This window comes from Acinetobacter sp. ANC_7588, assembly GCF_056783995.1.
The window spans coordinates 45,188-69,403 of the sequence record NZ_JBWYIU010000009.1; the positions used below are offsets into that span (position 1 = coordinate 45,188).

General features: G+C 39.2%; 23 protein-coding genes. 11 read left to right on the forward strand and 12 right to left on the reverse strand.

Going from position 1 to position 24,216, the window contains the following annotated elements:
- Positions 1 to 53 precede the first annotated feature (53 nt).
- Positions 54 to 1,241 carry an OmpP1/FadL family transporter gene (locus AC1M9J_RS09670; RefSeq protein WP_481952223.1) on the forward strand — a complete coding sequence of 396 codons (1,188 nt, stop codon included), beginning with the start codon at positions 54 to 56 and terminating at the stop codon, positions 1,239 to 1,241.
- 51 nt (positions 1,242 to 1,292) lie between these two features.
- Here AC1M9J_RS09670 and thrH read toward each other — a convergent pair whose 3' ends face one another.
- Positions 1,293 to 1,910, reverse strand: coding sequence for a bifunctional phosphoserine phosphatase/homoserine phosphotransferase ThrH (gene thrH / locus AC1M9J_RS09675; protein WP_035269809.1), 618 nt, complete (start codon positions 1,908 to 1,910; stop codon positions 1,293 to 1,295).
- Between the two features lie 198 nt (positions 1,911 to 2,108).
- Between thrH and AC1M9J_RS09680 the strand changes: the two genes are divergently transcribed.
- Together AC1M9J_RS09680 and AC1M9J_RS09685 are read left to right on the forward strand one after the other, a co-directional pair.
- Entirely contained in the window at positions 2,109 to 2,843 is a 735-nt protein-coding gene (locus tag AC1M9J_RS09680; protein WP_035269807.1) for a phosphoadenylyl-sulfate reductase, read from the forward strand.
- A 166-nt stretch (positions 2,844 to 3,009) separates the two neighbouring features.
- Positions 3,010 to 4,464, forward strand: a complete 1,455-nt coding sequence (locus tag AC1M9J_RS09685) for a WS/DGAT/MGAT family O-acyltransferase (RefSeq protein WP_481952224.1) — start codon at positions 3,010 to 3,012, stop codon at positions 4,462 to 4,464.
- 52 nt (positions 4,465 to 4,516) lie between these two features.
- Here AC1M9J_RS09685 and AC1M9J_RS09690 read toward each other — a convergent pair whose 3' ends face one another.
- The 6 genes from AC1M9J_RS09690 to AC1M9J_RS09715 form a co-directional block, all read right to left on the reverse strand.
- Positions 4,517 to 4,684 (reverse strand): PA1571 family protein, encoded by a 168-nt coding sequence (locus AC1M9J_RS09690; RefSeq protein WP_171076802.1) that lies wholly within the window; start codon positions 4,682 to 4,684, stop codon positions 4,517 to 4,519.
- Positions 4,685 to 4,820: 136 nt separating this feature from the next.
- Positions 4,821 to 6,275, reverse strand: a complete 1,455-nt coding sequence (gene rng, locus AC1M9J_RS09695) for a ribonuclease G (RefSeq protein ID WP_035269804.1) — start codon at positions 6,273 to 6,275, stop codon at positions 4,821 to 4,823.
- Positions 6,276 to 6,326: 51 nt separating this feature from the next.
- Positions 6,327 to 6,893, reverse strand: a complete 567-nt coding sequence (locus AC1M9J_RS09700; protein WP_035269801.1) for a Maf family nucleotide pyrophosphatase — start codon at positions 6,891 to 6,893, stop codon at positions 6,327 to 6,329.
- Positions 6,881 to 7,375, reverse strand: a complete 495-nt coding sequence (gene mreD, locus AC1M9J_RS09705) for a rod shape-determining protein MreD (RefSeq protein ID WP_481591637.1) — start codon at positions 7,373 to 7,375, stop codon at positions 6,881 to 6,883. The genes AC1M9J_RS09700 and mreD overlap by 13 nt, the downstream gene beginning before the upstream one ends.
- On the reverse strand, positions 7,362 to 8,219 hold the full coding sequence (mreC, locus tag AC1M9J_RS09710) for a rod shape-determining protein MreC (protein ID WP_035269796.1): 858 nt from the start codon (positions 8,217 to 8,219) through the stop codon (positions 7,362 to 7,364). Before mreC ends, mreD begins: the two co-directional genes overlap by 14 nt.
- Positions 8,220 to 8,249: 30 nt before the next feature.
- Positions 8,250 to 9,296 carry a rod shape-determining protein gene (locus tag AC1M9J_RS09715; protein ID WP_035269793.1) on the reverse strand — a complete coding sequence of 349 codons (1,047 nt, stop codon included), beginning with the start codon at positions 9,294 to 9,296 and terminating at the stop codon, positions 8,250 to 8,252.
- A 133-nt stretch (positions 9,297 to 9,429) separates the two neighbouring features.
- Here AC1M9J_RS09715 and gatC point away from each other — a divergent pair, with 133 nt between their 5' ends.
- From gatC to AC1M9J_RS09740, 5 genes are all read left to right on the forward strand, one after another.
- Complete coding sequence (gene gatC, locus AC1M9J_RS09720) at positions 9,430 to 9,744, forward strand: Asp-tRNA(Asn)/Glu-tRNA(Gln) amidotransferase subunit GatC (RefSeq protein WP_035269791.1); 315 nt, start codon at positions 9,430 to 9,432, stop codon at positions 9,742 to 9,744.
- A gap of 49 nt (positions 9,745 to 9,793) precedes the next feature.
- Positions 9,794 to 11,272, forward strand: a complete 1,479-nt coding sequence (gene gatA / locus AC1M9J_RS09725) for an Asp-tRNA(Asn)/Glu-tRNA(Gln) amidotransferase subunit GatA (RefSeq protein ID WP_481952225.1) — start codon at positions 9,794 to 9,796, stop codon at positions 11,270 to 11,272.
- Positions 11,272 to 12,747, forward strand: a complete 1,476-nt coding sequence (gene gatB, locus AC1M9J_RS09730) for an Asp-tRNA(Asn)/Glu-tRNA(Gln) amidotransferase subunit GatB (RefSeq protein ID WP_481595093.1) — start codon at positions 11,272 to 11,274, stop codon at positions 12,745 to 12,747. Before gatA ends, gatB begins: the two co-directional genes overlap by 1 nt.
- Positions 12,748 to 12,810: 63 nt before the next feature.
- Positions 12,811 to 14,799, forward strand: a complete 1,989-nt coding sequence (locus AC1M9J_RS09735) for a hypothetical protein (RefSeq protein ID WP_481952226.1) — start codon at positions 12,811 to 12,813, stop codon at positions 14,797 to 14,799.
- A 343-nt stretch (positions 14,800 to 15,142) separates the two neighbouring features.
- On the forward strand, positions 15,143 to 16,042 hold the full coding sequence (locus AC1M9J_RS09740; RefSeq protein WP_481952227.1) for an NADP-dependent oxidoreductase: 900 nt from the start codon (positions 15,143 to 15,145) through the stop codon (positions 16,040 to 16,042).
- Positions 16,043 to 16,179: 137 nt separating this feature from the next.
- Here the strand turns inward: AC1M9J_RS09740 and AC1M9J_RS09745 are convergent, their stop codons facing one another.
- Positions 16,180 to 16,665 (reverse strand): hypothetical protein, encoded by a 486-nt coding sequence (locus tag AC1M9J_RS09745; protein ID WP_481589100.1) that lies wholly within the window; start codon positions 16,663 to 16,665, stop codon positions 16,180 to 16,182.
- A gap of 307 nt (positions 16,666 to 16,972) precedes the next feature.
- On the opposite strand from AC1M9J_RS09745, the gene salA reads away from it, so the two are divergent.
- The 3 genes from salA (at position 16,973) to AC1M9J_RS09760 (ending at position 20,717) form a co-directional block, all read left to right on the forward strand.
- Positions 16,973 to 18,280, forward strand: coding sequence for a salicylate 1-monooxygenase (salA, locus tag AC1M9J_RS09750; RefSeq protein ID WP_481952228.1), 1,308 nt, complete (start codon positions 16,973 to 16,975; stop codon positions 18,278 to 18,280).
- Positions 18,281 to 18,338: 58 nt separating this feature from the next.
- A complete protein-coding gene (locus tag AC1M9J_RS09755; RefSeq protein WP_481952229.1) occupies positions 18,339 to 19,703 on the forward strand; it encodes an aromatic acid/H+ symport family MFS transporter in 1,365 nt (454 codons plus the stop codon).
- 123 nt (positions 19,704 to 19,826) lie between these two features.
- Positions 19,827 to 20,717, forward strand: a complete 891-nt coding sequence (locus AC1M9J_RS09760) for a LysR family transcriptional regulator (RefSeq protein WP_481952262.1) — start codon at positions 19,827 to 19,829, stop codon at positions 20,715 to 20,717.
- Between the two features lie 70 nt (positions 20,718 to 20,787).
- Here AC1M9J_RS09760 and sbmA read toward each other — a convergent pair whose 3' ends face one another.
- The 4 genes from sbmA to AC1M9J_RS09780 all read right to left on the reverse strand — a co-directional run bounded on the left by sbmA (position 20,788) and on the right by AC1M9J_RS09780 (position 24,164).
- A complete protein-coding gene (gene sbmA / locus AC1M9J_RS09765; protein WP_481589098.1) occupies positions 20,788 to 21,987 on the reverse strand; it encodes a peptide antibiotic transporter SbmA in 1,200 nt (399 codons plus the stop codon).
- A gap of 165 nt (positions 21,988 to 22,152) precedes the next feature.
- On the reverse strand, positions 22,153 to 22,491 hold the full coding sequence (locus tag AC1M9J_RS09770; protein ID WP_035268363.1) for an FKBP-type peptidyl-prolyl cis-trans isomerase: 339 nt from the start codon (positions 22,489 to 22,491) through the stop codon (positions 22,153 to 22,155).
- A 38-nt stretch (positions 22,492 to 22,529) separates the two neighbouring features.
- Entirely contained in the window at positions 22,530 to 23,060 is a 531-nt protein-coding gene (locus AC1M9J_RS09775) for a YaeQ family protein (protein ID WP_481952230.1), read from the reverse strand.
- A gap of 102 nt (positions 23,061 to 23,162) precedes the next feature.
- Complete coding sequence (locus AC1M9J_RS09780) at positions 23,163 to 24,164, reverse strand: CobW family GTP-binding protein (RefSeq protein WP_481952231.1); 1,002 nt, start codon at positions 24,162 to 24,164, stop codon at positions 23,163 to 23,165.
- Positions 24,165 to 24,216: the final 52 nt, after the last annotated feature.

The window sequence follows — 24,216 nt, forward strand, 5'->3', positions numbered from 1 at the left end:
TGTGTTATTTTTCATGCAATTTTTTCGCCATATGGCATTCATGGATGAACATCATGAAATTTAAAGTACTTTCATACTCAGTCTTATTGTCTACGCTCCCATTAAGTTCAATTTACGCCGCAGGATTAGATCGTTCAGGTCAGTCGATTTCAGCATTTCTCCAATCAGGTAATTATGCAGAAGCTGGCATTTCTGTTTTAGATCCCACTGTTAAAGGTTCTTCCACAGTGATTAATAAAATCACTGGTCAGGATTTAACAGGCGAAAAAATTACAGATATGGGCAGTGATTATTATTTTGTAAACACTGCTCTTAAACTACAGGTTACTGACCAAGTTTCTTTAGGTTTAATTTACGATCAGCCTTTTGGTGCAGATGCATTATACGATGCTAAAAATCAATCATTTGGCAATAGTTTAAGTGGTACATCAGTTGAAGTTAAGACACAAAATCTAACTGCACTCATTGGTTATCAACCCACTGAAAATTGGAATTTTTATGCTGGTCCAGTATGGCAAACAGTTGAAGCTGATATCAATTTAAAAGGTAGTGCATACCAAGTCTTAAATGGCTATAACATCCATGTAGACCAAAAAGAAGCTTATGGCTGGATTGCAGGTACTGCATACCAAATTCCAAAAATTGCATTAAAAGCATCTATCACTTATCGCTCTGAGATTAAACACAAAGCTCAGTCGAATGAAACCTCGCTCCTTCCACTTTATGCCGATGCATTAAAAAAGCCTGAGTTTAATAGATTAGATAAGATCGCTGCAGTAACTGAAGCAGTTACTCCACAATCTGTAAATATTGATTTACAGTCTGGAATTGCAACAAACACTTTGGCGTTTGCTAACCTGCGTTGGGTTCATTGGGATCAATTTACGGTTACACCTAAATTACTTGGATTAGTTGGACAGGACCTCATTTCGTATTCTGATGATCAGTACTCTGCAACCTTAGGTGTTGCACATAAATTTAATGATCAATGGGCAGCAACCACAACTGTAGGCTATGACTCTGGAGCTGGAAACCCTGTAACCACTTTAGGTCCAACTGAAGGTTATTGGAGTGTAGGCTTAGGTGGTCAATTCAACCCATCACAGCAAAGCTTTATTCAAGCTGGTGTTAAATATTTCTGGTTAGGCGATGCAACTGCTCAAACGGGTGGCATAAATGTTGGAGAATTCAGCAACAATTATGCATTAGGTTATGGCATGAAAATCGGGTATCGATTCTAACAATTGTTATAAAAAAAGGACGCTAAAGCGTCCTTTTTTCAAAGTAATAACTTAGGCTGGAATATCACGTACAGAAGCGTTGCGGATCGCTTCTTTCAATGCAGCATAACCATTAATCGCAGGAAATTGTGGGAATTCTGCAATTACATTATCCGGCGCATCAAATAAGAAACCTTGATCTGCTTCACCGAGCATCGTAGTATCGTTGTACGAGTCGCCAGCAGCAATTACACGGAAATTTAAACCGTGTAAAGCTTGCACTGCTTTACGTTTTTGATCAGGTTGACGTAGTTTATAATTTGTAATCATACCATTTTCGTCAGTTTCTAATTTGTGACAGAAAATCGTAGGCCAACCTAACTGCTTCATCAATGGATGAGCAAATTCATAGAATGTGTCTGATAAAATGATGAGTTGGAAATGAGTACGTACCCACTCGACAAACTCCTTAGCGCCTTCAAACGGCCCCATATCTGCAATAACAGCTTGAATGTCATTTAAACCTAAACCATGCTGTTTAAGAATATTTAAACGCTGAGTCATGAGCACATCGTAGTCTGGAATATCTCGAGTTGTTGCTTCAAGCTCTTTAATTCCTGTTTTTTTTGCAAAATTAATCCAAATTTCAGGAACCAAAACGCCTTCAAGATCTAGACAAACGATTTCCATGATACTGCCCTCAGCATTAATAAAATTTGCAATATCATAGCCGAAGATTGTTGAATATCGATGTAATTTTTTAAATCTATTTTATTCATAAGTATTTATTTTTATTTCATAAGATAAATCTCTGAATTCAACTAAAATATACATCAAATATTTTAATATAGGACTTGTTGTTTCCAAGCCTATATCGCCAGGATTCTCATGACTACCATTCCAAGCATAGATTTAATTGATGCACTTGCATCAGAGTATGAAGATAAATCCCCTTCGGAAATTATAGCCTTAGCTTTAAATCAAACAGGTGAAATTGCCATTTCATTTTCAGGTGCTGAAGATGTTGTATTGATTGATATGGCTGCAAATTTAGGTAAACCTTTTCGCGTGTTTAGTCTAGATACAGGTCGCTTGCATTCAGAAACTTATCAATTTATTGAGACTGTTCGTAAGCACTATAATATCAACATTGAAATATGTTTCCCGGAAGCTGAAGCTGTTCAGAATCTAGTCAACGAAAAAGGACTGTTTAGCTTTTATCAAGATGATCATAAAGAGTGTTGTGGTATCCGTAAGGTTCAACCTCTTCGTAAAAAGTTAGCAACACTTGATGGTTGGATCACGGGTCAACGTAAAGATCAAAGTCCGGGTACACGTACTGAAATTCCAGTCATTCAAGCTGATCTAGGTTTTTCAGGTGAAGGTAAACAACTCATTAAATACAACCCTTTGGCGAATTGGACGAGTGCTGACGTTTGGAATTATATTCGCATGATGGAAATTCCATATAATCCATTGCATGAAAAAGGTTTTATTTCAATTGGATGTGAACCATGCACGCGTCCAGTACTTCCAAATCAGCACGAGCGTGAAGGTCGTTGGTGGTGGGAAGAAGCAACGCATAAAGAATGTGGTTTACATTCAGGTAATTTAAAAAAGTAAAAACTATCTCACAAAGTTTTAAGCCACTGATTTAAAGTGGCTTTTTTGTACTGACCATTCATTAAAAAAATTTATGCCCCCTCCAACAAATACGTCTATACTGATCTCTTGGATTGATAATTCTAAAAAACAATTTTAGAAATTTGCAGTGAGGCAAACCTAGACTATGCGCCCATTACACCCGCTTGATTTTATTTTCTTATCTTTGGAAAAAAGACAACAGCCCATGCATGTTGGCGGATTATTTTTATTTGAAATTCCAGAAGATGCACCACCAACCTTTATTCAAGATTTAGTGGCAGATATTCGCAACTCAAAATCTATCCCAATTCCACCGTTTAATAATAAATTAAACGGACTGTTTTGGGACACAGACACTGAATTCGATCTTGATCATCACTTCAGACATATTGCTCTACCACATCCTGGTCGTATTCGTGAGCTACTCACCTACATTTCCCAAGAGCACAGTTCATTAATTGATCGAGCTAAGCCATTATGGATGTGTCATATCATTGAGGGCATTGAAGGCAATCGTTTCGCCATGTATTTCAAAATACATCATGGGATGGTCGATGGTATTGCAGGCATGCGTTTAATTGAAAAATCACTCTCTCATGATCCAAATGCAAGAAGTATCGTTCCGCCATGGTGTGTCGAAGGTCCGCGTGCTAAGCGACTTAAAACACCTAAAGTAAGCCGTGCAAAACAAATCTTGTCTAATTTGAAAGGTCAAGTGCAGTCTACACCAGGTGTATTCAAAGTGCTGTCTGAAACTGTCTTTAAAGATATGGGACGTAATCCGGACTATGTATCCAGTTTCCAAGCCCCAAGTAGTATTCTGAATCAAAAAGTCAGCTCATCGCGTCGTTTCGCTGCTCAGTCATATGAGTTTAAGCGCCTCAACCATATTTCAAAATCATTGGGTGTGACCATTAACGATATTGTTCTCGCGATTTGCTCTGGTGCTTTGCGTGAATACTTAATCAGTCAAAGTGCTTTACCTGAGAAACCATTAATCGCTATGGTTCCTGTCTCCGTTCGTACGGATGATTCAGACATGTCAAATCGTATTACGATGATTCTGGCGAACTTAGCGACACATATAGCCGATCCATTAGAGCGACTCGATCTTATTCGTCGTAGCGTAATGAATGCGAAACAAAAATTCAAACGCATGACTTCAGATCAGATTCTCAACTATAGTGCCTTCGTATATGGTCCTGCAGGTTTAAATATCATCTCTGGTTTAGCACCTAAACGTCAGGCATTTAACCTCGTTATTTCTAACGTACCAGGACCTAAAGAGCCGCTATATTGGAACGGAGCACGTTTGGACGCACTTTACCCTGCTTCTATCGTACTTGATGGTCAAGCGTTGAATATCACAATGACCAGTTATATGGATAAATTAGAAGTCGGTTTAACCGCATGTCGAAATGCTTTGCCTAAGATGCAAAATTTATTGACCCATTTAGAAGATGAGATTCAACGATTTGAAAAAATTGTGGGTCTACCTGAAGATGAAAAACCGCAGATTATGAAAAAGGCTACTAAGCGTAGTGCAGCAAAGAAACAAGTAGTAGCGGATATAGAAATTGCAAATGAAAAACCAGCTTAAGGCTGTATATTTCGATATTTACAAAAAAATTAAGGGGCTTTAAAAAGGCCCCTTAATTTTTAATATTACGACACTGCTTGATTAATTGCTGACAGAGAGAAACGACCATCGCTTGTGTAACTCGAACTTCTTGACCTTGATCATTGAGCATCAAGCAAGCGCTTTTGTTTGAATCCACAATTTGACGATGACTACCCGCTAATTGTTCCGTTAAATTCATACCCACTTTGACCTCACTTTGCTAAGACAACATCGCTGTCTTTGGCTATTCGATTTGATTTCTTAAGTATTGAGAAATCGAGATCGAATGTAAAATCTCAGTTGTAACAAGTGTTTAACGATATTCTGTTACAATTTCAATTCAAAATGATATCGTATTGCTCTTGCGTGTATAAATTTTCGACTTGGAACTTAATGACACGTTTCACAAAATGCTCTAAATCAGAGACGGCCGCGGCTTCTACGGTTAATAATCGATCCACAACCGATGGATGCGCAACGACAGTAAAGTCAGTCTGAGACTCAAAATCTCGAGCATATCTTAATATCTCTCGAAAGATTTCGTAACAAACAGTCTCGGCACTTTTTACATAACCACGTCCCTGACACGTTGGACAAGACTCACATAACAAATGCTCAAGTGATTCACGCGTCCGTTTACGCGTCATTTCTACTAAGCCAAGCTCAGACACTTGGGTGATTTTAGTTTTTGCATGGTCACGTTCTAAGACTTTTTCAAATTGCTTAAGCACTTCATCACGGTGTGAGGCCTCTTGCATATCAATGAAGTCAATAATGATAATTCCACCTAAGTTGCGCAGTCTGAGTTGACGCACAATGACTTGTGTCGCTTCCATGTTGGTCTTAAAGACGGTGTCCTCAAGAGAGCGTCCACCTACATATGAGCCTGTATTGACGTCAATAGTGGTCATAGCTTCCGTCTGATCAATCATGAGATAACCACCAGACTTTAAAGCAACACGTGTTTGCAATGCTTTTTGAATATCCGTTTCAACATTGTATAAGTCGAATATCGGACACTCACCGGGGTAGTGTTTCAGACGATCAACCATATTTGGTACAAACTCAGCCACGAACTCTTGTAGCTTGCCAAACACTTCTCTTGAATCGACTTGAATTTTTACCGTATCTTCATTTGCAAGATCACGGATGATGCGTTGAGGAAGTGGCAGCTCTTCAAAAATAAGTGATGGAACCACGACACTTTTTTGTTTGCGCTGAATAAATTCCCAAAGTTTTGCCAAATACGCCATATCTTGCGCAATAGCGGCTTCTTCGATCCCCTCTGCTGCAGTTCGCACAATGACAGAACCGGGTAACTTATGTTCAGCTTGAATCCGCTCAATGATCGAACGTAAACGATCACGCTCTTCTTCTGATTCGATTCGCTGAGACACGCCAGTATGATGTCCATAAGGCATCATTACCAAATAGCGAGAAGGAATGGAAAGATCAGTACTTAAACGCGCACCTTTCGTGCCTAACATATCTTTCATCACCTGCACTGTCAGAATCTGACCCGGTTGCAGAAGATCAAATACATTTGGCGTCGGTTGATTACGAGGCCAAATCATGTCATTGATATGTAAAAAAGCAGTACGAGATAAGCCAATGTCTACAAATGCCGCTTGCATACCAGGCAATACACGTACAACTTTGGCTTTATAAATATTCCCGACTAAACCACGTTTAGCGTTGCGTTCAACAAATAGTTCGTTGACCGTCCCATTTTCAACTAACGCCACCCGACACTCCATTGGTGTGACGTTAATCAACAACTCGTCAGACATAAAAAACACTCAAAACATTATAAAAATTTTTTAAAAGGTTAATTTAGTGCCTTAACCACTTTTCAATATTTGATTCAGTAACTGTGATGTTTCATGTAAAGGTAAACCCACCACATTGGTGTAGCTACCTTCAATACGAGGAACGAACTTTGCGGCGATTCCTTGTATTGCGTAAGCCCCTGCTTTTCCTACAGGTTCCCCAGTTGACCAATATTCTTCCATATCATGATGACTGAGTGATTGAAAATCAACCTTTGTGCTCACTACCGTACTTATTGTTTTATGTTGTGAAGCCACACAAAGGCCACTGAGAACTTCATGCTGACGCCCTGACAAGGATTGCCAAATTTCAAACGCATGTTGCTTCGAGTCAGGTTTGCCAATAATTTGCCCATCTAAACTGAGGCTTGTATCTGCAGCAATGACCACCGCATCTGGAAATTGTGCTAAAACAACCTGAGCTTTTTGTTCTGCCAAACGTCGAACATAATCATGTGCTTGCTCACCATCATGTACAGACTCATCGATTTCTGGACTAAAAATATCAAATTTAAGTCCAAGCTGTGCAAGCAGTTCTTTACGCCGAGGCGAGCTCGACGCCAGGATTAAATTCGCCATTTTCTAAGCAAATAATACAAGATGGGCCAAGTTAAAATACTGCTCATTAGTGGCTGCCAATGACGAGTTATCGAAAATTGCATATCGGAAATAATTTGTGCAAAAAGGACGTAAATCAAATGTGCCAATATAGCAACACTAGCGATTGCCCAAGTATTTCCAAACGTCATTAAACGGCGTTCACGCACAAACCAACGGATGCTAAATGTTAGTAAAACGAAGCTTAACGCATGTAATCCAAGGGGTGCATCAAGCAGTAAATCGGTAAATAATCCGACTGCAAAAGCAAACCAAACACCACACCATGTCGGTTGAAGCAAGATCCAATACATCGTAATCATCAGCATGATCAGCGGTCGCCATCCTGCCAATGAATAAGACAGCGGATACACCACCAAGACTGAACCAATAATGATTGAAAGCACGATGATCCATAGAGGATCACGTGTTTTAACTGATGATATTTTTTTAGCGCTGAGCATGAGGTTGCTCCATGGCTAATGAGTCTGAGAACAGTACCACTACATGGTGTCCACCGGCCAACTGAGCTGCAGGTTTCACGTCTATCTGCGCAAACTCACCGGTATTTTCACGCTTAACTTTGGACACTGTTCCGACCAAATAACCCGCAGGAAAATGTTGTCCTAAACCTGAACTATACACCTTGTCCCCGACTTTGACGTTAGCGCTGGTCGGTACATATTCCATTTTCAGACGACCTAAATCACCAGTGCCTGACACAATGGCACGCATGCCAGAGTTTTCAAGACGTACTGATAGGGAGTGTTCTTTATCAGACAATAACATGACACGGCTACTGTGCGGATAAACATTGATGATCTGCCCCATGATACCGTTATCATCCAACACCGTTTGCCCGACACGCAGTTGGCTCGCAGCACCGCGGTTAATGATAATGATATGACGTAATGGATCAGCATCTGTGCCGATCACCTCAGAGATTTCCATACGACCGTCAATGATCAAAGGCGTATCCAATAATCCACGTAAGCGCGTATTTTCAGCGGAGAGTTCTGAGAGTTTTTGAAGGCGAACCTGAGCCTGAAGCAGCTCTGCCTGCATCGCAGTATTCTCACGACGCAATTGCGCTTCAGACTTGGTTTGTTGACTGAGCCATTCTTTCGATAAAACGGGATAACTTGCAATGGCATAAATGGGATTGTATGCCGCGTACAAGACATCTCTTGCTGGTTGAATCAAGTGTGGAGCACGCCAATTAAACATTAACACGAACAAACACACGATGACTGCAATGATGAAAGAGCGAAAAGATGGCGGTTGTCTTGAAAACAGATTCGGTTGCACCGCCTCGTCCTTAAATTAAATTACAGAAAATTAACCAACAAACAGCATGTCATGGTTCGGGTTGTCAAAGAGTTCTAAGACTTTACCACCACCACGTGTTACGCAAGAAAGTGGATCTTCAGCAACTACTACTGGCAAACCTGTTTCTTGTGACAATAACTTGTCTAAGTTACGTAATAACGCACCACCACCAGTCAATACAATACCGCGCTCCGCGATATCTGATGACAACTCAGGAGGTGTTTGTTCAAGCGCAGATTTCACTGCAGATACAATGCTTTGCAATGGATCAGTGATTGCTTGAGTAATTTCATCAGAAGTCACCGTAATTGCGCGCGGAACACCTTCCGCCAAGTTACGACCGCGAACTTCGATTTCTAACACTTTGCCATCTTCATCAGGAAGCGCCATACCCACTTCTTTCTTAATGGTTTCAGCCGTTGTTTCACCAATGACGCAACCGTGTGCTTTACGAACATAATGAATAATTTGTTCGTCAAAAACATCACCACCAATGCGCAATGAATCTGCATAGACACAACCTTGCAATGAAATGATTGCAATTTCAGTTGTACCACCACCCACGTCTACGACCATCGAACCACATGCTTGCTCAACTGGCATGCCTGCACCAATCGCTGCTGCCATTGGCTCTTCGATTAAACGTACATCACGTGCGCCTGCATTGAATACAGCCTCACGAATCGCACGACGTTCAACCAAAGTTGATTTACATGGCACACACACCACAACACGTGGCGCTGGTGGGAAAAGACGCTTTTCATGCACTTTACCAATAAATTGGTTTAACATGGTCTCAGTGACTTCGAAATCCGCAATCACGCCATCTTTCATTGGACGAATTGCAGAAATATTCGCAGGGGTACGACCAAGCATTTGCTTAGCATCCAAGCCAACAGCGGCAACTATTTTTTGTGAACCACTGTGACGAATTGCCACAACAGTCGGTTCATTTAATATAATGCCCCGTCCTGGCGCATAAATTAGTGTATTAGCGGTGCCTAAATCTATGGCTAGATCTGGCGAAAACAAGCCAATTAGTCGTTTTAGAATCACGGGTCGTTCTCAGTTCAACGTTATATAGACGTAAGATGGCAACTTTAACTAAATGTGATGCTTTGGACAAGTCAATCGCTTATTATAACGCATGATATTTTGAATATTTTTATTACTGATTAGGTGAGACAGCATGTCAGCATCAGATGCTCAGCAATCTGCAGATTTAAATGCACAAACCGTTTCAAGCATTGCACACTTAGCACGCTTGTCTTTGGATGACACTCAATCTGCTGAATATGCTCAAAGTTTGAATAAAATTTTAGGAATGATGGAAACCTTGAAAGGCATTGATACCGAAGGTGTTGAGCCATTAAAGAGCCCATTTGACCATCCGCAGCCATTACGTGAAGACGCTGTGTCTGAACAAAACCATCGTGATGACTATCAAGCCGTTGCACCAGCTGTGCAAGACGGTTTGTATCTTGTTCCACGTGTAATTGAATAAATAATTGTTCAGTTTTGCCCTATTTAAATTTTAGTTAAGAATTTTTCTCATGACAGATTTACATCGCTTATCGGTTCGTGAACTTATCGATGGTTTAGCAAACGCTAAATTCTCTTCACGTGAATTGACGCAACATTATTTAAACCGTATTGAAAAAATTGATGCGCAAGTCAAATCTTATGTCACTGTGACTGCTGAACAAGCATTGGCTCAAGCTGATGCAGCTGATGCAGCGATCAAAGCAGGTACAGCAACCACTTTGACTGGTTTACCTATTGCACATAAAGATATTTTCTGTACGCAAGGCATTAAAACCACGGCTGGTTCTAAAATGCTAGACAACTTTATCTCTCCGTACGACGCAACCGTTGTAGCGAAAGGTAAAGCTGCGGGCCTAGTGACTTTAGGTAAAGTGAACATGGACGAATTTGCCATGGGTTCTACATCAGAATCATCTTACTTTGGTGCAACGGCGAACCCTTGGGCGCTTGACCGTGTTCCGGGTGGTTCTTCAGGTGGTTCTGCTGCGGCAGTTGCAGCTGACCTTGCACCGTTTGCGACTGGTACAGATACAGGCGGTTCAATCCGTCAACCTGCATCTTTCTGTGGTCTTACAGGCTTAAAACCAACCTATGGTCGTGTATCACGTTTCGGTATGATTGCTTATGCATCATCACTTGACCAAGGTGGTCCAATGGCACGTTCGGCAGAAGACTGTGCGTACCTTATGAACGTGATGGCAGGCCATGATGCAAAAGATTCAACATCTGTACAAAAAGATGCTGATGACTACGTTGCGAACTTGAACGGCACATCTGTAAAAGGATTACGCATTGGTATTCCAAAACAGTACTTTAATGTTGAAGGTTTAGCTGCTGACGTTAAAGCACGTGTTGAAGAATCTCTAAAAAAATTGGAAGAGATGGGCGCAACGCTTGTTGAAATTGACCTCAACATGACTGAGGCATATGTTCCAACCTATTACCTGATTGCCCCTGCTGAAGCATCTTCTAACTTGTCACGTTTTGACGGCGTACGTTATGGCTACCGCTGTGAAGATCCAAAAGACATCATGGACTTATATAAACGTTCTCGCTCTGAAGGTTTTGGTGCTGAAGTTCAACGCCGTATCTTGATTGGTACTTATGCGCTGTCTGCAGGTTATTACGATGCCTACTATGTCAAAGCACAAAAAGTACGTCGTTTAATCCAACAAGATTTCTTAAAAGCATTCGAGTCTGTTGACGTGATTGCTGCGCCTTCTGCGCCGACAACGGCGTATAAGATTGGTGCAAACCTTTCTCCAGTTGAAATGTACTTGGGCGATATCTATACCATCGCGGTCAACCTTGCTGGTCTTCCTGCGATTAACGCGCCTGTTGGTTTTGATCAAAATAATTTACCTGTTGGCTTACAGTTGATTGGTAACTACTGGTCAGAATCTCAATTGTTGTCTGTGGTGCACCAATACCAACAAGCAACTGATTGGCACACCAAACGCGCTGCAATTGCTGAGGAGAATGCATAATGGCGAAGAACAATGCAAAACCTAAGTCAAATTTGATTGATGGTTGGGAAGTCGTTATTGGTATTGAGATTCACACTCAACTTGCGACTAAATCTAAAATCTTTTCAGGTTCTTCAACTGAATTTGGTCAAGACCCAAATACACAAGCGAGCCTTGTTGATTTGGCAATGCCGGGCGTACTGCCTGTATTGAACAAAGAAGTGGTTGATCTTGCGATTCGCTTTGGTTTGGGTATCGATGCGTATATCGACCAAGCGTCTGTATTTGCACGTAAAAACTATTTCTACCCTGACTCGCCTAAAGGCTACCAAATCAGCCAAATGGACAACCCGATTGTGGGCTTGGGTCATATCGACATCCAACTTGAAGATGGCACAGTAAAACGCATTGGCGTAACACGTGCACACCTTGAGGAAGATGCAGGTAAATCGATCCATGACCAATTTGAAGGGATGTCAGGTATCGACTTAAACCGTGCAGGTACACCACTTCTTGAGATTGTATCTGAACCAGATATGCGTTCGGTTGAAGAAGCAGTTGCTTACATTAAAGCGATTCACACCCTTGTGCGTTGGTTAGGCATCTCTGACGGTAACATGGCGGAAGGCTCTTTCCGTGCCGACTGTAACGTGTCTTTACGTCGTCCGGGTCAGCCGTTTGGTACACGTTGTGAATTGAAAAACCTCAACTCATTCCGTTTCATTGAACAAGCGATCAATGTTGAAATTGAACGTCAAATGGAAATCTTGGAATGGGATGGCACCATTGACCAAGAAACGCGTTTGTTCGACCCTGTGAAGATGGAAACGCGTTCAATGCGTTCTAAAGAAGAAGCGAACGATTACCGCTACTTCCCTGACCCTGACTTGTTGCCTGTGATTATTGCAGACGAACAAATCGAAGCGATTAAAGCGACGATGCCTGAGCTTCCTGCTGCACGTCGTGCGCGTTTCGTAGCGGACTTTGGTGTAACTGAGTATGATGCTCACGTTTTAACGCTTACGCGTGAAATGTCAGAGTTTTATGAAGAAGTCGTAAAAGCTGCGGGCGGTGCTGCACAAGGTAAAATTGCAGCGAACTGGGTGATGGGTGAATTCTCAGGTGCTTTAAACAAAGCGGGCTTAGAATTGGCGGACTCTCCTGTATCTGCAGAAAAACTTGGCGGTATGATTGCGCGTATTGTGGACAACACAATTAACGGTAAGATTGCCAAGCAAGTATTCGGCTTTATGTGGGAAGAAGGCAAAACTGCGGACGAGATTATTGCGGAAAAAGGCTTAAAACAGGAAACTGATACAGGCGCAATTGAAGCAATTATTAAGGACGTGCTTGCTGCCAACGAGAAGATGGTTGAAGAGTATAAATCTGGTAAAGAGAAAGCCTTTAACGGTCTTGTGGGTCAAGTGATGAAAGCAGCGAAAGGTAAAGCCAACCCTGCTCAAGTGAATGAATTGATGAAGAAATTAATTGGTTAATTTTATTCATTAATCAATTGAATTCATGATATAAAAACCTCGCTTAATGCGGGGTTTTTTTATATGTCTAATAAACAACAAATCAAAATTGACAATTTCTTTAGGAAATTATTAAAAGAATTACAAATTACTGAAACTATTAATGATTTCGAATTATTAGCTTTTGAAACCCTTGTAAATAAAGAAAATCCAGATCAAATCATTAATTCTATTAAAAAGACTGGCTTTTTTAGACCATCAAAATATGATTTCAATGTCAAAACTATCTTGTTTTTACTAAATATTATGAAGAAAAATACTAAATTTAATAGTTTTAATTGTTATTTCCTTCAAATCGATTGCTTGTTAACTTTGGCAAAAGAAATGCAAAGAAGTTTAAAAAAAATTAGAGAAATTCTATTATCTAATAACAACTTAGTGAAATTTTTATTCGCAAAAGCAGATGATGTTTTTTATGAAAATGCTGGTAAATCTAATCCAGAAATAATTTTAGAGTGCATTTCTTTCCTAATACTTGAATGTAGAAAAAATCAATATTCTCATGGTATAAATTTAACATTTATAAGTACACTTAACGAAGCAGACTTCAATAAACTTATTAAATTGTCAAAAGAAATTTTAATTTTCAAAAAAATGGAAATTAAATTAGACTTTTTTGGTTATGAAATTAAACAGAAAAACAAGCATACATACCTTTTATCCAATCCAAGCTTCGAAAAAAACTTATCATTCTCTTATTTAAATTATGATCTACAAAGATATGTTATACAAAAGAAAACATTAGATGATACTGATAATGAAAAAACATTCTCCGAAATAATTAATAAATTTGTAAAAAAATTAAATACGCAATCAATTGCAGATATTAGAAAAGAACCTTTTACACGAATATGTGTAAAGTTTATTTTACACCCATCTATAATTGAATTATTTACAACTAACTATATATATTTAGATGAAAGATACGCACTTAATTCTTTCTTCCAAGATAACTTCTTAGATGCAACCGATATTAATTTAAGGATTTACAAAGACTTTACTCTATTAGACATAATTAAAGTGCAACGCTTTTATAAATATCTAAGTATAGTATATAGACAAGTGATAGTTAACAAATTTAATAACAAAAAAAATAAAAAAATAGTCTTGCTCTCATCAATCATCCCTATTACAACTAAGTCAGAATTGAATAAAACCTTAAATAAAATATATGGAACCACGAATAAAAATTTTTATGAAATAATATATGATTTAATGTCTATTGATTTTTATAAATTAGACGATTTTCTTGATATTCAATATAATCCAGCTATTGCTTTTGGTAATGAATTACTAGTTTCCCCGTCAATTTTAAGTGAATCAAATCTCATTAGAAGTTGTTTACTAAAATTAAATATAAATCTATCTATAAAAGAAAAAAATGATCAAATGATATCCTTAATTAAAGAAAAACTAGTAAAATCAGGTTTCTCTGTTGGTATTGAAGTTAAAATAGGAGAATTTGAAATTGATATTATTGCAAAAAAAGGTACAGAAGTTTTCATTTTCGAATGTAAGAATTGCTATCACCCCGTTAATGAGTTTGGATTAAGGAATGTTTATTCACACATTGTAAAAGCATCAAATCAACTAGAAAATCTCAAAATAAAAATTTCAGACACTCCTACAAGAAGAAATTTATCACGAAATATCGGTTTCTCTTTGTATAAATGTAATTTTCACTATGCAATTATTAATTCAAATAGAATATTCAATGGTTATTTACAAAACAATTATCGTTGTATCAATTCCAATATTTTAATGAACCTACTCGATGAAGGCACTATTCGTATCAATAATAATAAGTATAGTCTTTGGCAGAACTCAAATTTTAATGAATATGATCTAGTTTCAATAATAAATGGAAAATTTATTAGTGATTATGAAAAATTAGCACATGAGGATGTACTGACATACAAGCTACAAAATTGCACACTAAATTTACAACGCTTTGGATATAACTTAGAAGAATTAGTCGAAAACATTAAATGTAAATACAAGAGAATTAATTAAAAAATATCATATTATATCAATTATTTAAAATCAAAATAGAAACTCTGTTATGCTTTTTAGCTTAAAGCATTTTCAATGGCTTTGACAAGTAATATAAGAAGCTTTTCATTCCTAATCCCTCATAAATCCCCCTTTGTAACGGGTATAACTTCGCAACTCAATCTATTTGAGAGGCAATGCTCCCTCTCCTTTTAGGAGGTGAGAAGCACTGCTTCACAAAGGAGAGTATCTAATAAAAACAAGAAAACACTGTCCTATTTTTAGCTCTTCAATCTCCTCACTTTTGCTCTCTATAATCAATCCATACATTGCAAACCACGCAAAGCAAACTAGGCAAATAAAAATGAACAGTACAATTCTTCTTGCCCAAAGCTACGGACAACCCGAAGTCCTCGAATTTACAGACTACACACTCCCACCATTAAACCCTGACATGGCACGCATCCAAGTCAAAGCCGCAGGGATTAACCCCATTGATGCACGTCGAATGACAGGTGAATTCAAACATGCACAACTCCCACAAACTTTCGGAACTGAGTTTGCAGGGGTAATCGTAGACGTAGCTGAAAAAAGTGTATGGAAAGTCGGTGACGAAGTATTGGGTTCTGGTGGAGCATTTACCCATGCAACAGTGATAGACGTTCCCCTCGCAAATTTAGTCGCAAAACCTAAAAATTTAGACTGGTCGATTGCAGGCTCGATTGCAGGAGCAGCTCAAACTGCGATGACTATTTTAGATGAAATTGGTCCAATGCAAAGCTTATTGGTACACGGTGGATCAGGTGGTGTGGGTTCGATCACTATCCAATTGGCAGTGAGTCGTGGCATTACGGTCGTAGCAACGGGATCAGCAAAAAATCAAGACTATATTCGCAGTTTAGGTGCGATTCCTGTCATGTACGGCGAAGGTTTAATTGAGCGTCTGAAACAAGTCCATCCAGGTCAATTTGATGCTTCGATTGATATGGCAGGTAACGAGGATGCCACTCAAGCCTCATTGGCAACAGTGAAAAATGGCGGATTTATGGGCACGATTGCAGGACGCAAACTGTCATCCGCTAAAATTCAAGCGGTCTGGGTTAAACGTAATGTTTCCAATTTAAAACATGTGGTCGAATGCGTTGCAAATAACACCTTCAATTGGACAGTCAGTCGTGAATATCCTTTTACAGAAGCACAGCAAGCCTATCGAGACATTTTAGAGGGTCATACGCAAGGTAAAAGTGTGCTGCTATTCAAATAATTTCTATGCGTACAATGTGAAAAGGCAGGATATCATCCAGCCTTTTCTCTAGTTTGAATTTTGATATTGAGTAATTCTACCCTACATTCATCAATCGCCAAATTATGTATATTCTTACGATTGATTGAAATTCGAGATTAGCGAGTGATCCCAAGCTTGTTCCAAATATCAGGAGTGAGGAATGTTGTCACCAATTTATTTAAATCAATATAACGCACCACCCCTTTCAGCTGATTATTCACTTCAGGGTTTTTAATGATTTCTTCGCCTGCACTACGACCCAATGCTTGAAAACTTTCACCAACAGCTTGAATACCCTCAGCTTGAATCACCGCTTTGGTCTGTGTTGAACATTGCTCTACGATCACACGTTGCAAGACTTGCGCTAACTTTTGATCCAATGCCGTACGTTGCTCAGCACTGACATTACTAAAGCCTTTTAAATCAGGATGAGTAGACAGTGCTGAATATGTCCACTGTAATACTGTCGTTTTATCAGCAGCGGTCGTCGACTTGACCAAACAATCACTCAATTGATCTACAGCTGCTCCCGCATTCGAAAATGTCGATACGCCCATGATCAAAGCCGATGCACACAGTGTACGTAAAGCAGTTTTATTCATTTTTAATGTCATCACTTAAACTCAATTTTCATCGTTGTCATTATGTTTTTGTTGTATCACATCCTGAACGCATTTCCCTACAGATTCACTGTAAAACAAGTAAGCACATGAAAATTTAGGTAGTAAATTTGCTAAATCATGCACATGAATGATCATATATTGACAATAAAGCTTCAAAACCAGTAGGAATAGACTTCAAATTCAAACTATCAATTTTTTAAATAGTTTTCACCAAAATATATAAATTGGATAAGTACTTAAAAATCAGTAATGATCTTATTCAGGGCAAAAAACTCGGAATTGAATCATGGAAAGAAGAATTAAGATTGCGCTCATTGGTGGTGGTATTGCTGGATTAGCTTTAATGACCAACCTGGTAAAAAATAAAAAATTTGATGTGCATTTATATGAGTCAGCAGCACAATTTTCAGAAATTGGCGCAGGCATTTCATTTGGTGCCAATGCTGTTAAAGCAATTGAGCTTTTGGGCTTAGGTGAAGAATATCACGCCATTGCGGATACAGTTGCTGCACCTTATCAAGATATCTGGTTCCAATGGCGTAATGGCTATACCGATGAATACCTATCGGCTTCAATCGCACCTCAAGTCGGTCAATCTTCTGTGCATCGTGCTGATTTTCTTGATGCACTTATTCCATTCGTTCCTTCACAAAATGCACATTTCAATAAACGTGTACAATCTGTTGAAGCTTCAAGCGCTGGTGTTCGTTTAACTTTCCAAGATGGTGAAGTGGTTGAAGCTGATTACGTGATTGGTTGTGATGGTATCCATTCTGTTGTGCGTGATCATGTATTGGCATCGAATCAACTTCCAAAAGTCGATCCTCAGTTTTCAGGAACATGGGCTTATCGCGGCATTATCAAGTATTTAGATTTTAAACAGGTCATTGCAGAACTTGGACACGATCCTGAACTTGCAGATGTCCCACAAATGTTATTGGGTAAAGACAAACACATCTTAACTTTCCCTATTCGTAAAGGTGAAGAAATCAATATTGTTGCCTTTAAGTCAGATCGCAAGAATACAACTCTGCCAGAAGGTACCCCTTGGACACGACCAACAACCAAAACTGAAATGCTAGCTGATTTTGCGGATTGGAGTGAGAGCTGTCGCGCATTACTGAACTTAATTGAAAAACCTACCATCTGGGCGCTTCATGAGATTGAGCCACTTAAGACCTATCAGAACAGCGAACACAATGTCATTTTGATTGGTGATGCAGCACATGCCATGTTGCCACATCAAGGAGCTGGTGCTGGTCAAGGTCTTGAAGATGCTTTAATTCTCTCTGCATTATTCAAACATCTGGAACAACACCCTGCGCAAATTTGCACTGAAGATCTTGCACAACTCTCTCATGTCTATGAGCAACTGCGTAAAGAGCGTGCCATTCGTGTACAAAATACGTCGCGCGAATCTGGTGAGATTTACGAATTATATTCGCCGCTATATCCAGACTTTGACAGTGTAGGTCAACATTTGGCACACCGTTTTGATTGGTTATGGCAACACGATTTAGAGAAAGACGTTGAACTTGCACAACAACGCTTAGGCCAAGCAATAGAGAAACATCTCGTGGCTGAAGCCATATAAATAAGCAAAAACATTAACAGGACTGTTATCAACCGATTCACTGACCAGGGAGGTCTCCATGAATACGTTAAATGCAAATGAAATTATTGATCATGCCAAACTCAAAGCCATTCACTGGCGAGTCATCTTACTCAGCGCATTGATTATTATTTTTGATGGCTATGACTTAGTCATCTACGGTGTGGCATTGCCTAAACTCATGCAAGAATGGGCAATCGATCCAATGACGGCGGGCTTCTTAGGAAGTCTTGCCCTCTTTGGCATGATGTTTGGAGCCATCATTTTTGGCAGTATGAGTGACAAACTTGAAAAATATGGCTTTAGCCGTAAAAAACTGATTGCAGTTTGTATTGTCATTTTTAGTGGTTTTACCGTGATGTGTGGACTAGCGAGCAATCCTCAAGAGTTCGGGATCTATCGCTTTATTGCTGGCTTAGGTCTTGGTGGCGTGATGCCGAACGTTATTACACTAATGACAGAGTATGCGCCTAAGCGTTTACGCTCCACCTTAGTGTCATTGATGTTTAGTGGTTACGCTGTAGGCGGAATGTGTTCTGCCATTTTAGGCATGTGGCTAGTACCGCAATTTGGCTGGAAAATCATGTTTATGATTGCAGGTATTCCACTCATTCTATTGCCAATCATTTGGAAGTTATTGCCTGAATCCATCGATTATTTGGTTCGTCAAAACAAGCATAAAGAAGCTGCTCATATCTTAGAACAAATTGACACAAATCTAAGAATCCCTGCTGATATGCGCATTAGTCTGCATCAAGAAAACCAAGAATCGTCTAAATCACCAGTGAAAGACTTATTTACTGAAAGTCGTGGTGTAACCACTGTTCTATTCTGGGCAAGTGTCTTTATGGCATTGGTATTGGTATACGCGCTTGGTAACTGGTTACCTAAACTGATGATGGAAGCTGGCTACAACCTCTCTACCAGTTTAGTGTTCCTATTTGCGCTCAATATTGGCGGTATGCTGGGTGCAATTTTTGGTGGTTTTTTTGCTGATAAATTCAGTTTACCTAAAGTTCTTTGCACCTTGTTTGTTAGCGGCGCAGTTTCCCTATTCTTATTAAGCTATAACTTACCAACCATGGTGCTTTACTTCTGTGTAGCAGTCGCAGGTGCAGCATCGATTGGCGGACAAATTTTATTGTTGGCTTATATGTCACAATATTATTCATCTAACATACGTGCGACAGGTCTAGGTATGGCACTTGGCGTAGGTCGTTTAGGCGCGATCTTGGGTCCGATCTTATGTGGATGGTTACTCAGCCTTAATTTGCCAGTGCAATATAATTTCATTGCCTTATCTATCCCTTGTATAATTGCAGTGATCAGTGTGACTGCGATCCATCTGCGCAATAAAAAAATTGCAGGCGCAGCAAACGGTGTTAAAAACGTGGCTTATGAGTAGATGATTCACCAATAACATGTAAGTCATTAAAAATAAAAGAGAGAGTTAACTCTCTCTTTTTTTGTTACAGTGGTTATTCGATATAGCGACAGTCTCTAAATATTTACAAGGAATGTAAAGTTGATCGATTTAAGTCTGATTAAAGTTTTTATTATTATTTATCAAACTCAAAATATCAGTCACGCCGCAGAGCGCTTGAATCTCAGCCAACCTTCCGTCACCTATAATTTAAATCGACTGCGGAAAATGCTGAATGATCAGCTTTTTGTACGTGACAAGTTTGGTGTTAAACCCACAAAACTCGCACAAAGTCTTTATCCAAGTTTTTACGAAGCGATTGTTAAAATTGATATGGCGATTGATTCTGCCAAGCATTTTGACCCGCTAACCTCTTCAAAAATATTTCGTTTAGGCATTTCTGATTTAGGAGAAATTTGTTTACTTCCCTCGCTGATTGAATATTTAGAACAACATGCTCCCAATATCAAACTTGAAATTGAGGAAATTCACTCAGAAAAAGTAGAGGAATGGCTGGTTGAAGGCTTTTTGGATGTGGCTGTTTTTAATAGCAGTCACACCATTATGCCCAAAATTGAATCTCGAAATTTGTTTGAGGAACGTTATGTCTGTATCGCTAAAAAAGAGCATCCGCGCATACAGCAGAAGCTCAGCATGGAAGCGTATTTATCGGAAAAACATGTTGCGATCAAATCGAGTACTGGTCATATTGAAATTGATCAGCGTTTAAAAGAACTTGGTCATTCTCGTCAGATCATGCTTGAAGTCCCACATTTCAGTGTTTTGCAGAACGTGGTAAAACACTCAGAACTTCTGGTTACTTTGCCTTCGAGAGCCGCGAAGGTTTATCAGCAGCATACGGATATCCAAATTTTTGAACTCCCTTTTGAAGTTCGCCCATTCAATGTCAGTGTTAACTGGTATAACCATAAGGATGACTTAGACGCACGTAAATGGTTTTGTAAGATTCTAAAAAATATTTTCAGCACGCTCTAAATCCACACTCAGACATAAAAAAGGCTCGTATATACGAGCCTTTTTTAACAATTGAAATCCATGATGGACACTACTTATCCAAAATAGATTCAAATGCTTTTAGACGTTTACGGATAGAAAGTAGCTCAATAATCGTTTTCCACGAACTCACCAAGTATTGGAATGACTCACGAACACGATTGAATACACCCATAATTTGTTGGATCAATCCCAGTGTCAACAGGCCTGCTGCAATCGCGGGGAACAACACAAATAACATATAGAGATTGTCCAGTTGTCCATACCAACGTGCAAACAAGTTGAAATAGGCATAATGGAAATACAATTTAAAATAGTTAGCACGAATATTCTTAAAAAGTTGTTTTAAGGTTGCAGGTTGCGCACGATTTTCATGGTCTTCGCCGTATACCAACTCTTTACGATATGCCGCTTCCACTTTTTGATTATTAAATTCTAATCCTGGCAGTTTCATACCCACCACCATTAATAAGACAGTTCCAAATACCGCCCATCCAATCGCTGCCCATACTAAAGAATATTGCAACTCACCAATAAATGGTAAAACAGGCACTTTCGCAGACAATGCAAATAATAAAGGAAGAAAGGCAATTAACATCAGTACTGCACGGACTAACTCGACCCCTAAATCCTCAACGATCGTTGCAAAACGCATGGTGTCTTCCTGTACACGTTGCGAAGCACCTTCGATATGACGCAATTTCTCCCAATGCTGAACATAGTATTCGTTCATTGCTGTACGCCATCTAAAAATATAGTGACTGGTAAAGAATGCGCTGATGACCCCTGATGTCACTGAAATACTGGCCAAGCTGATAAAGGTCCATGATTCCGCATAGAGTTTATCCACCTCACCACCACCAGAATTTAAAATCTGTTGAATAGAATCCCAAAATGGTACATACCATGCATTCACAGCAACGCTGACTTGCACCGTTAACCAAATATTAAAAAGGATAAATGCAGAACCCCATACCGACCAACGCTGCCACGGATTGTCTGATTTTATTTTCCAAAACAGTGCAAATAAGGCGGTCGCCACCAAGAACCATAGATAGAACCACAAAAATTGCGGTGACCAAAAACGACTGATATTAATCGCAAGTTCAGCTTCTGCATAACCTTGAGGAAAACCTAAATATTCGCCCCATTGTTTTCCATCCGCAAAAAACCATAAAGCGAGATTAATAAAAAACCATAAGACGACAGAGAGAAAAAACCACTTTGGGTTCGGAAAAAATGACTTAAACATTCAGCGCTTATATCCCTAATTTTGTTTGAATGAATTTTCTGAATAGTAATCCTAATTCTGCTGAGTCGGTGCGTTTTTTAGAAATTTTTTGTTATATCTATTGCACGCTCAGCATTGTTGTAACATAAAAAAGCCCCACAATGCAGGGCTTTTCATCGACTTTCATTAATCGCGAGTTTTTACATCGTACAATTCTATTTCAAAGATTAGATTAGAATTGGCTGGGATAATATTCCCCATTTTACGCTCACCATAAGCCAAATGTGCAGGCACAATCAGTTTACGCTTACCCCCAACTTTCATTCCAATAATACCTTGATCCCAACCTTTAATGACACGACCTGTACCAATCACAGTCTCAAAGTAATTGCCACGGTCTAATGATGAATCAAACTTCGTACCATCTTCCAACCAACCAGTATAATGAGTGGTAATTAAAGCACCTTTTACAGCCTCTTTACCTTCACCTACCACCAAGTCAATAATTTCTAATTCAGCCGTCATGTGCTTACTCCAAATTTAATCTTTAAAATCTTAGTGGCTTACTGTAATTGAGTCCACTCAATCTCAGCTTGACCTTGATCTGAAATCAAAGTCCACTCGCCATCCATCACATTCAATTGCAGTTGCATTGTACGTTCGCACAAAGCTTGGATTTGTGCCGTTGTTTTTTCACTGAGTTGCCAGATTTGCACATTTTTCAATGTTTTCAATTTACTGTTGCGCTTATACCATTCATCCACTGATGATCCATAAGTGACCACCGTAACTTCTTTACAACGCGCACTCGCTTTTTTTACTTTATCTTCGTCTGGACTACCCACTTCAATCCATTTTTCCAACTGACCTGTTAAATCTTTCTGCCAAAGTGCTGGCTCATCAGTTTCAAATAAATCTTTAGTAAATTCTAAATGCTCATCTGCAAAACGAGCATATGCCAATACTCGAACCATCAAACGTTCAATCGTTTCCGACGGATGTAGAGCCATCGTTAACTGATAGTCGCCATATTGATGAACATCCATATTGGCTATGTTTAAATCTGCTTTATAAATCGTCGCTTTTAACGCCATAAGGGGTATCCTCAAATTTGGTGCTAAGCATACCCGATTCAGCGTACATTGAGAAAATGCTTTTCAATCCGTCTGTATTCTGAGTTGAATGATCTAACGATTTTATTGATCATCGATTCGCGCCTTAAGAATTGATTGCTCTAAATGCTCCCAATCTTGATTCTGCTGGGATATCACTTCAATCCGATTATCCATATTCTCTTCGCCTGATTTGTAATTGAATTGATCAGGATTAAAATTGAATGTCATCCAACCTTTGTTGGTATTGAAGATGCCTTTAATACGTACCCAGTGTTTTAGCTCACAAAGGATGTCTAATAATTCATAAAAATCAAACTGCCAACGTTTTGGAAGCTTCCATCCTGCCACAATATACCCTTGAGCCTGTTCGACGTAATGATACGGCAGTTGCTTTACGGCTGGCATTTCCTCATCAGTTTCGAACTGACGTTGAACCTTGAATAAGGGTTTCATTGAACGCTGAATTCCCACATAAGGATAATCAATTTGTTCTAAGCGAATATTACCTTGATCAGCTTCAAGCCAATGCGGAATATAAGCTAAATATTGTTGTTTTAAACCAGCCAATTTTTTTCGATCCATGTCATTCATGTCCGAAGCATGAGACACAACCACAACTTGAGCCGCTTTTAACTGATCTTGATATAAACTCTGCCTCATCCAATCAGAGTCATGTAAACGAGATCCATCAATCACTGTTACTACAGAACGCATCGCAACTAAATGTTGCCAATGTGGTTCAGTCAGTTGTTCAACCAACTGTGCAGGATGACCCAACCCTGTCGGCTCTATAAATAGCCGATCTGGTTGAGATTCTTGTAATAACCGAGACAATGCAATTTGCATTGGCAATTGACTTGTACAACACAGACATCCACCCAATAGCTCTTTGATTTCATAGCCATCATTATTTGGCAATAACTGTTGATCAACGCCAATTTGACCAAACTCATTCATCAATACAGCCCATCGCTCATTTTTAGGTTTAAATTTGAGAAGTTGTTGTAAAAGCGTGGTTTTCCCTGCACCTAAAAAACCTGTAATGATATGTGTAGGCACTGACTGAGTTGCAAGTACTTTCAAAATGGATCTCTGAATTTGAAGAGGTGTACGGATTCTTGTCGGAATTTATCTA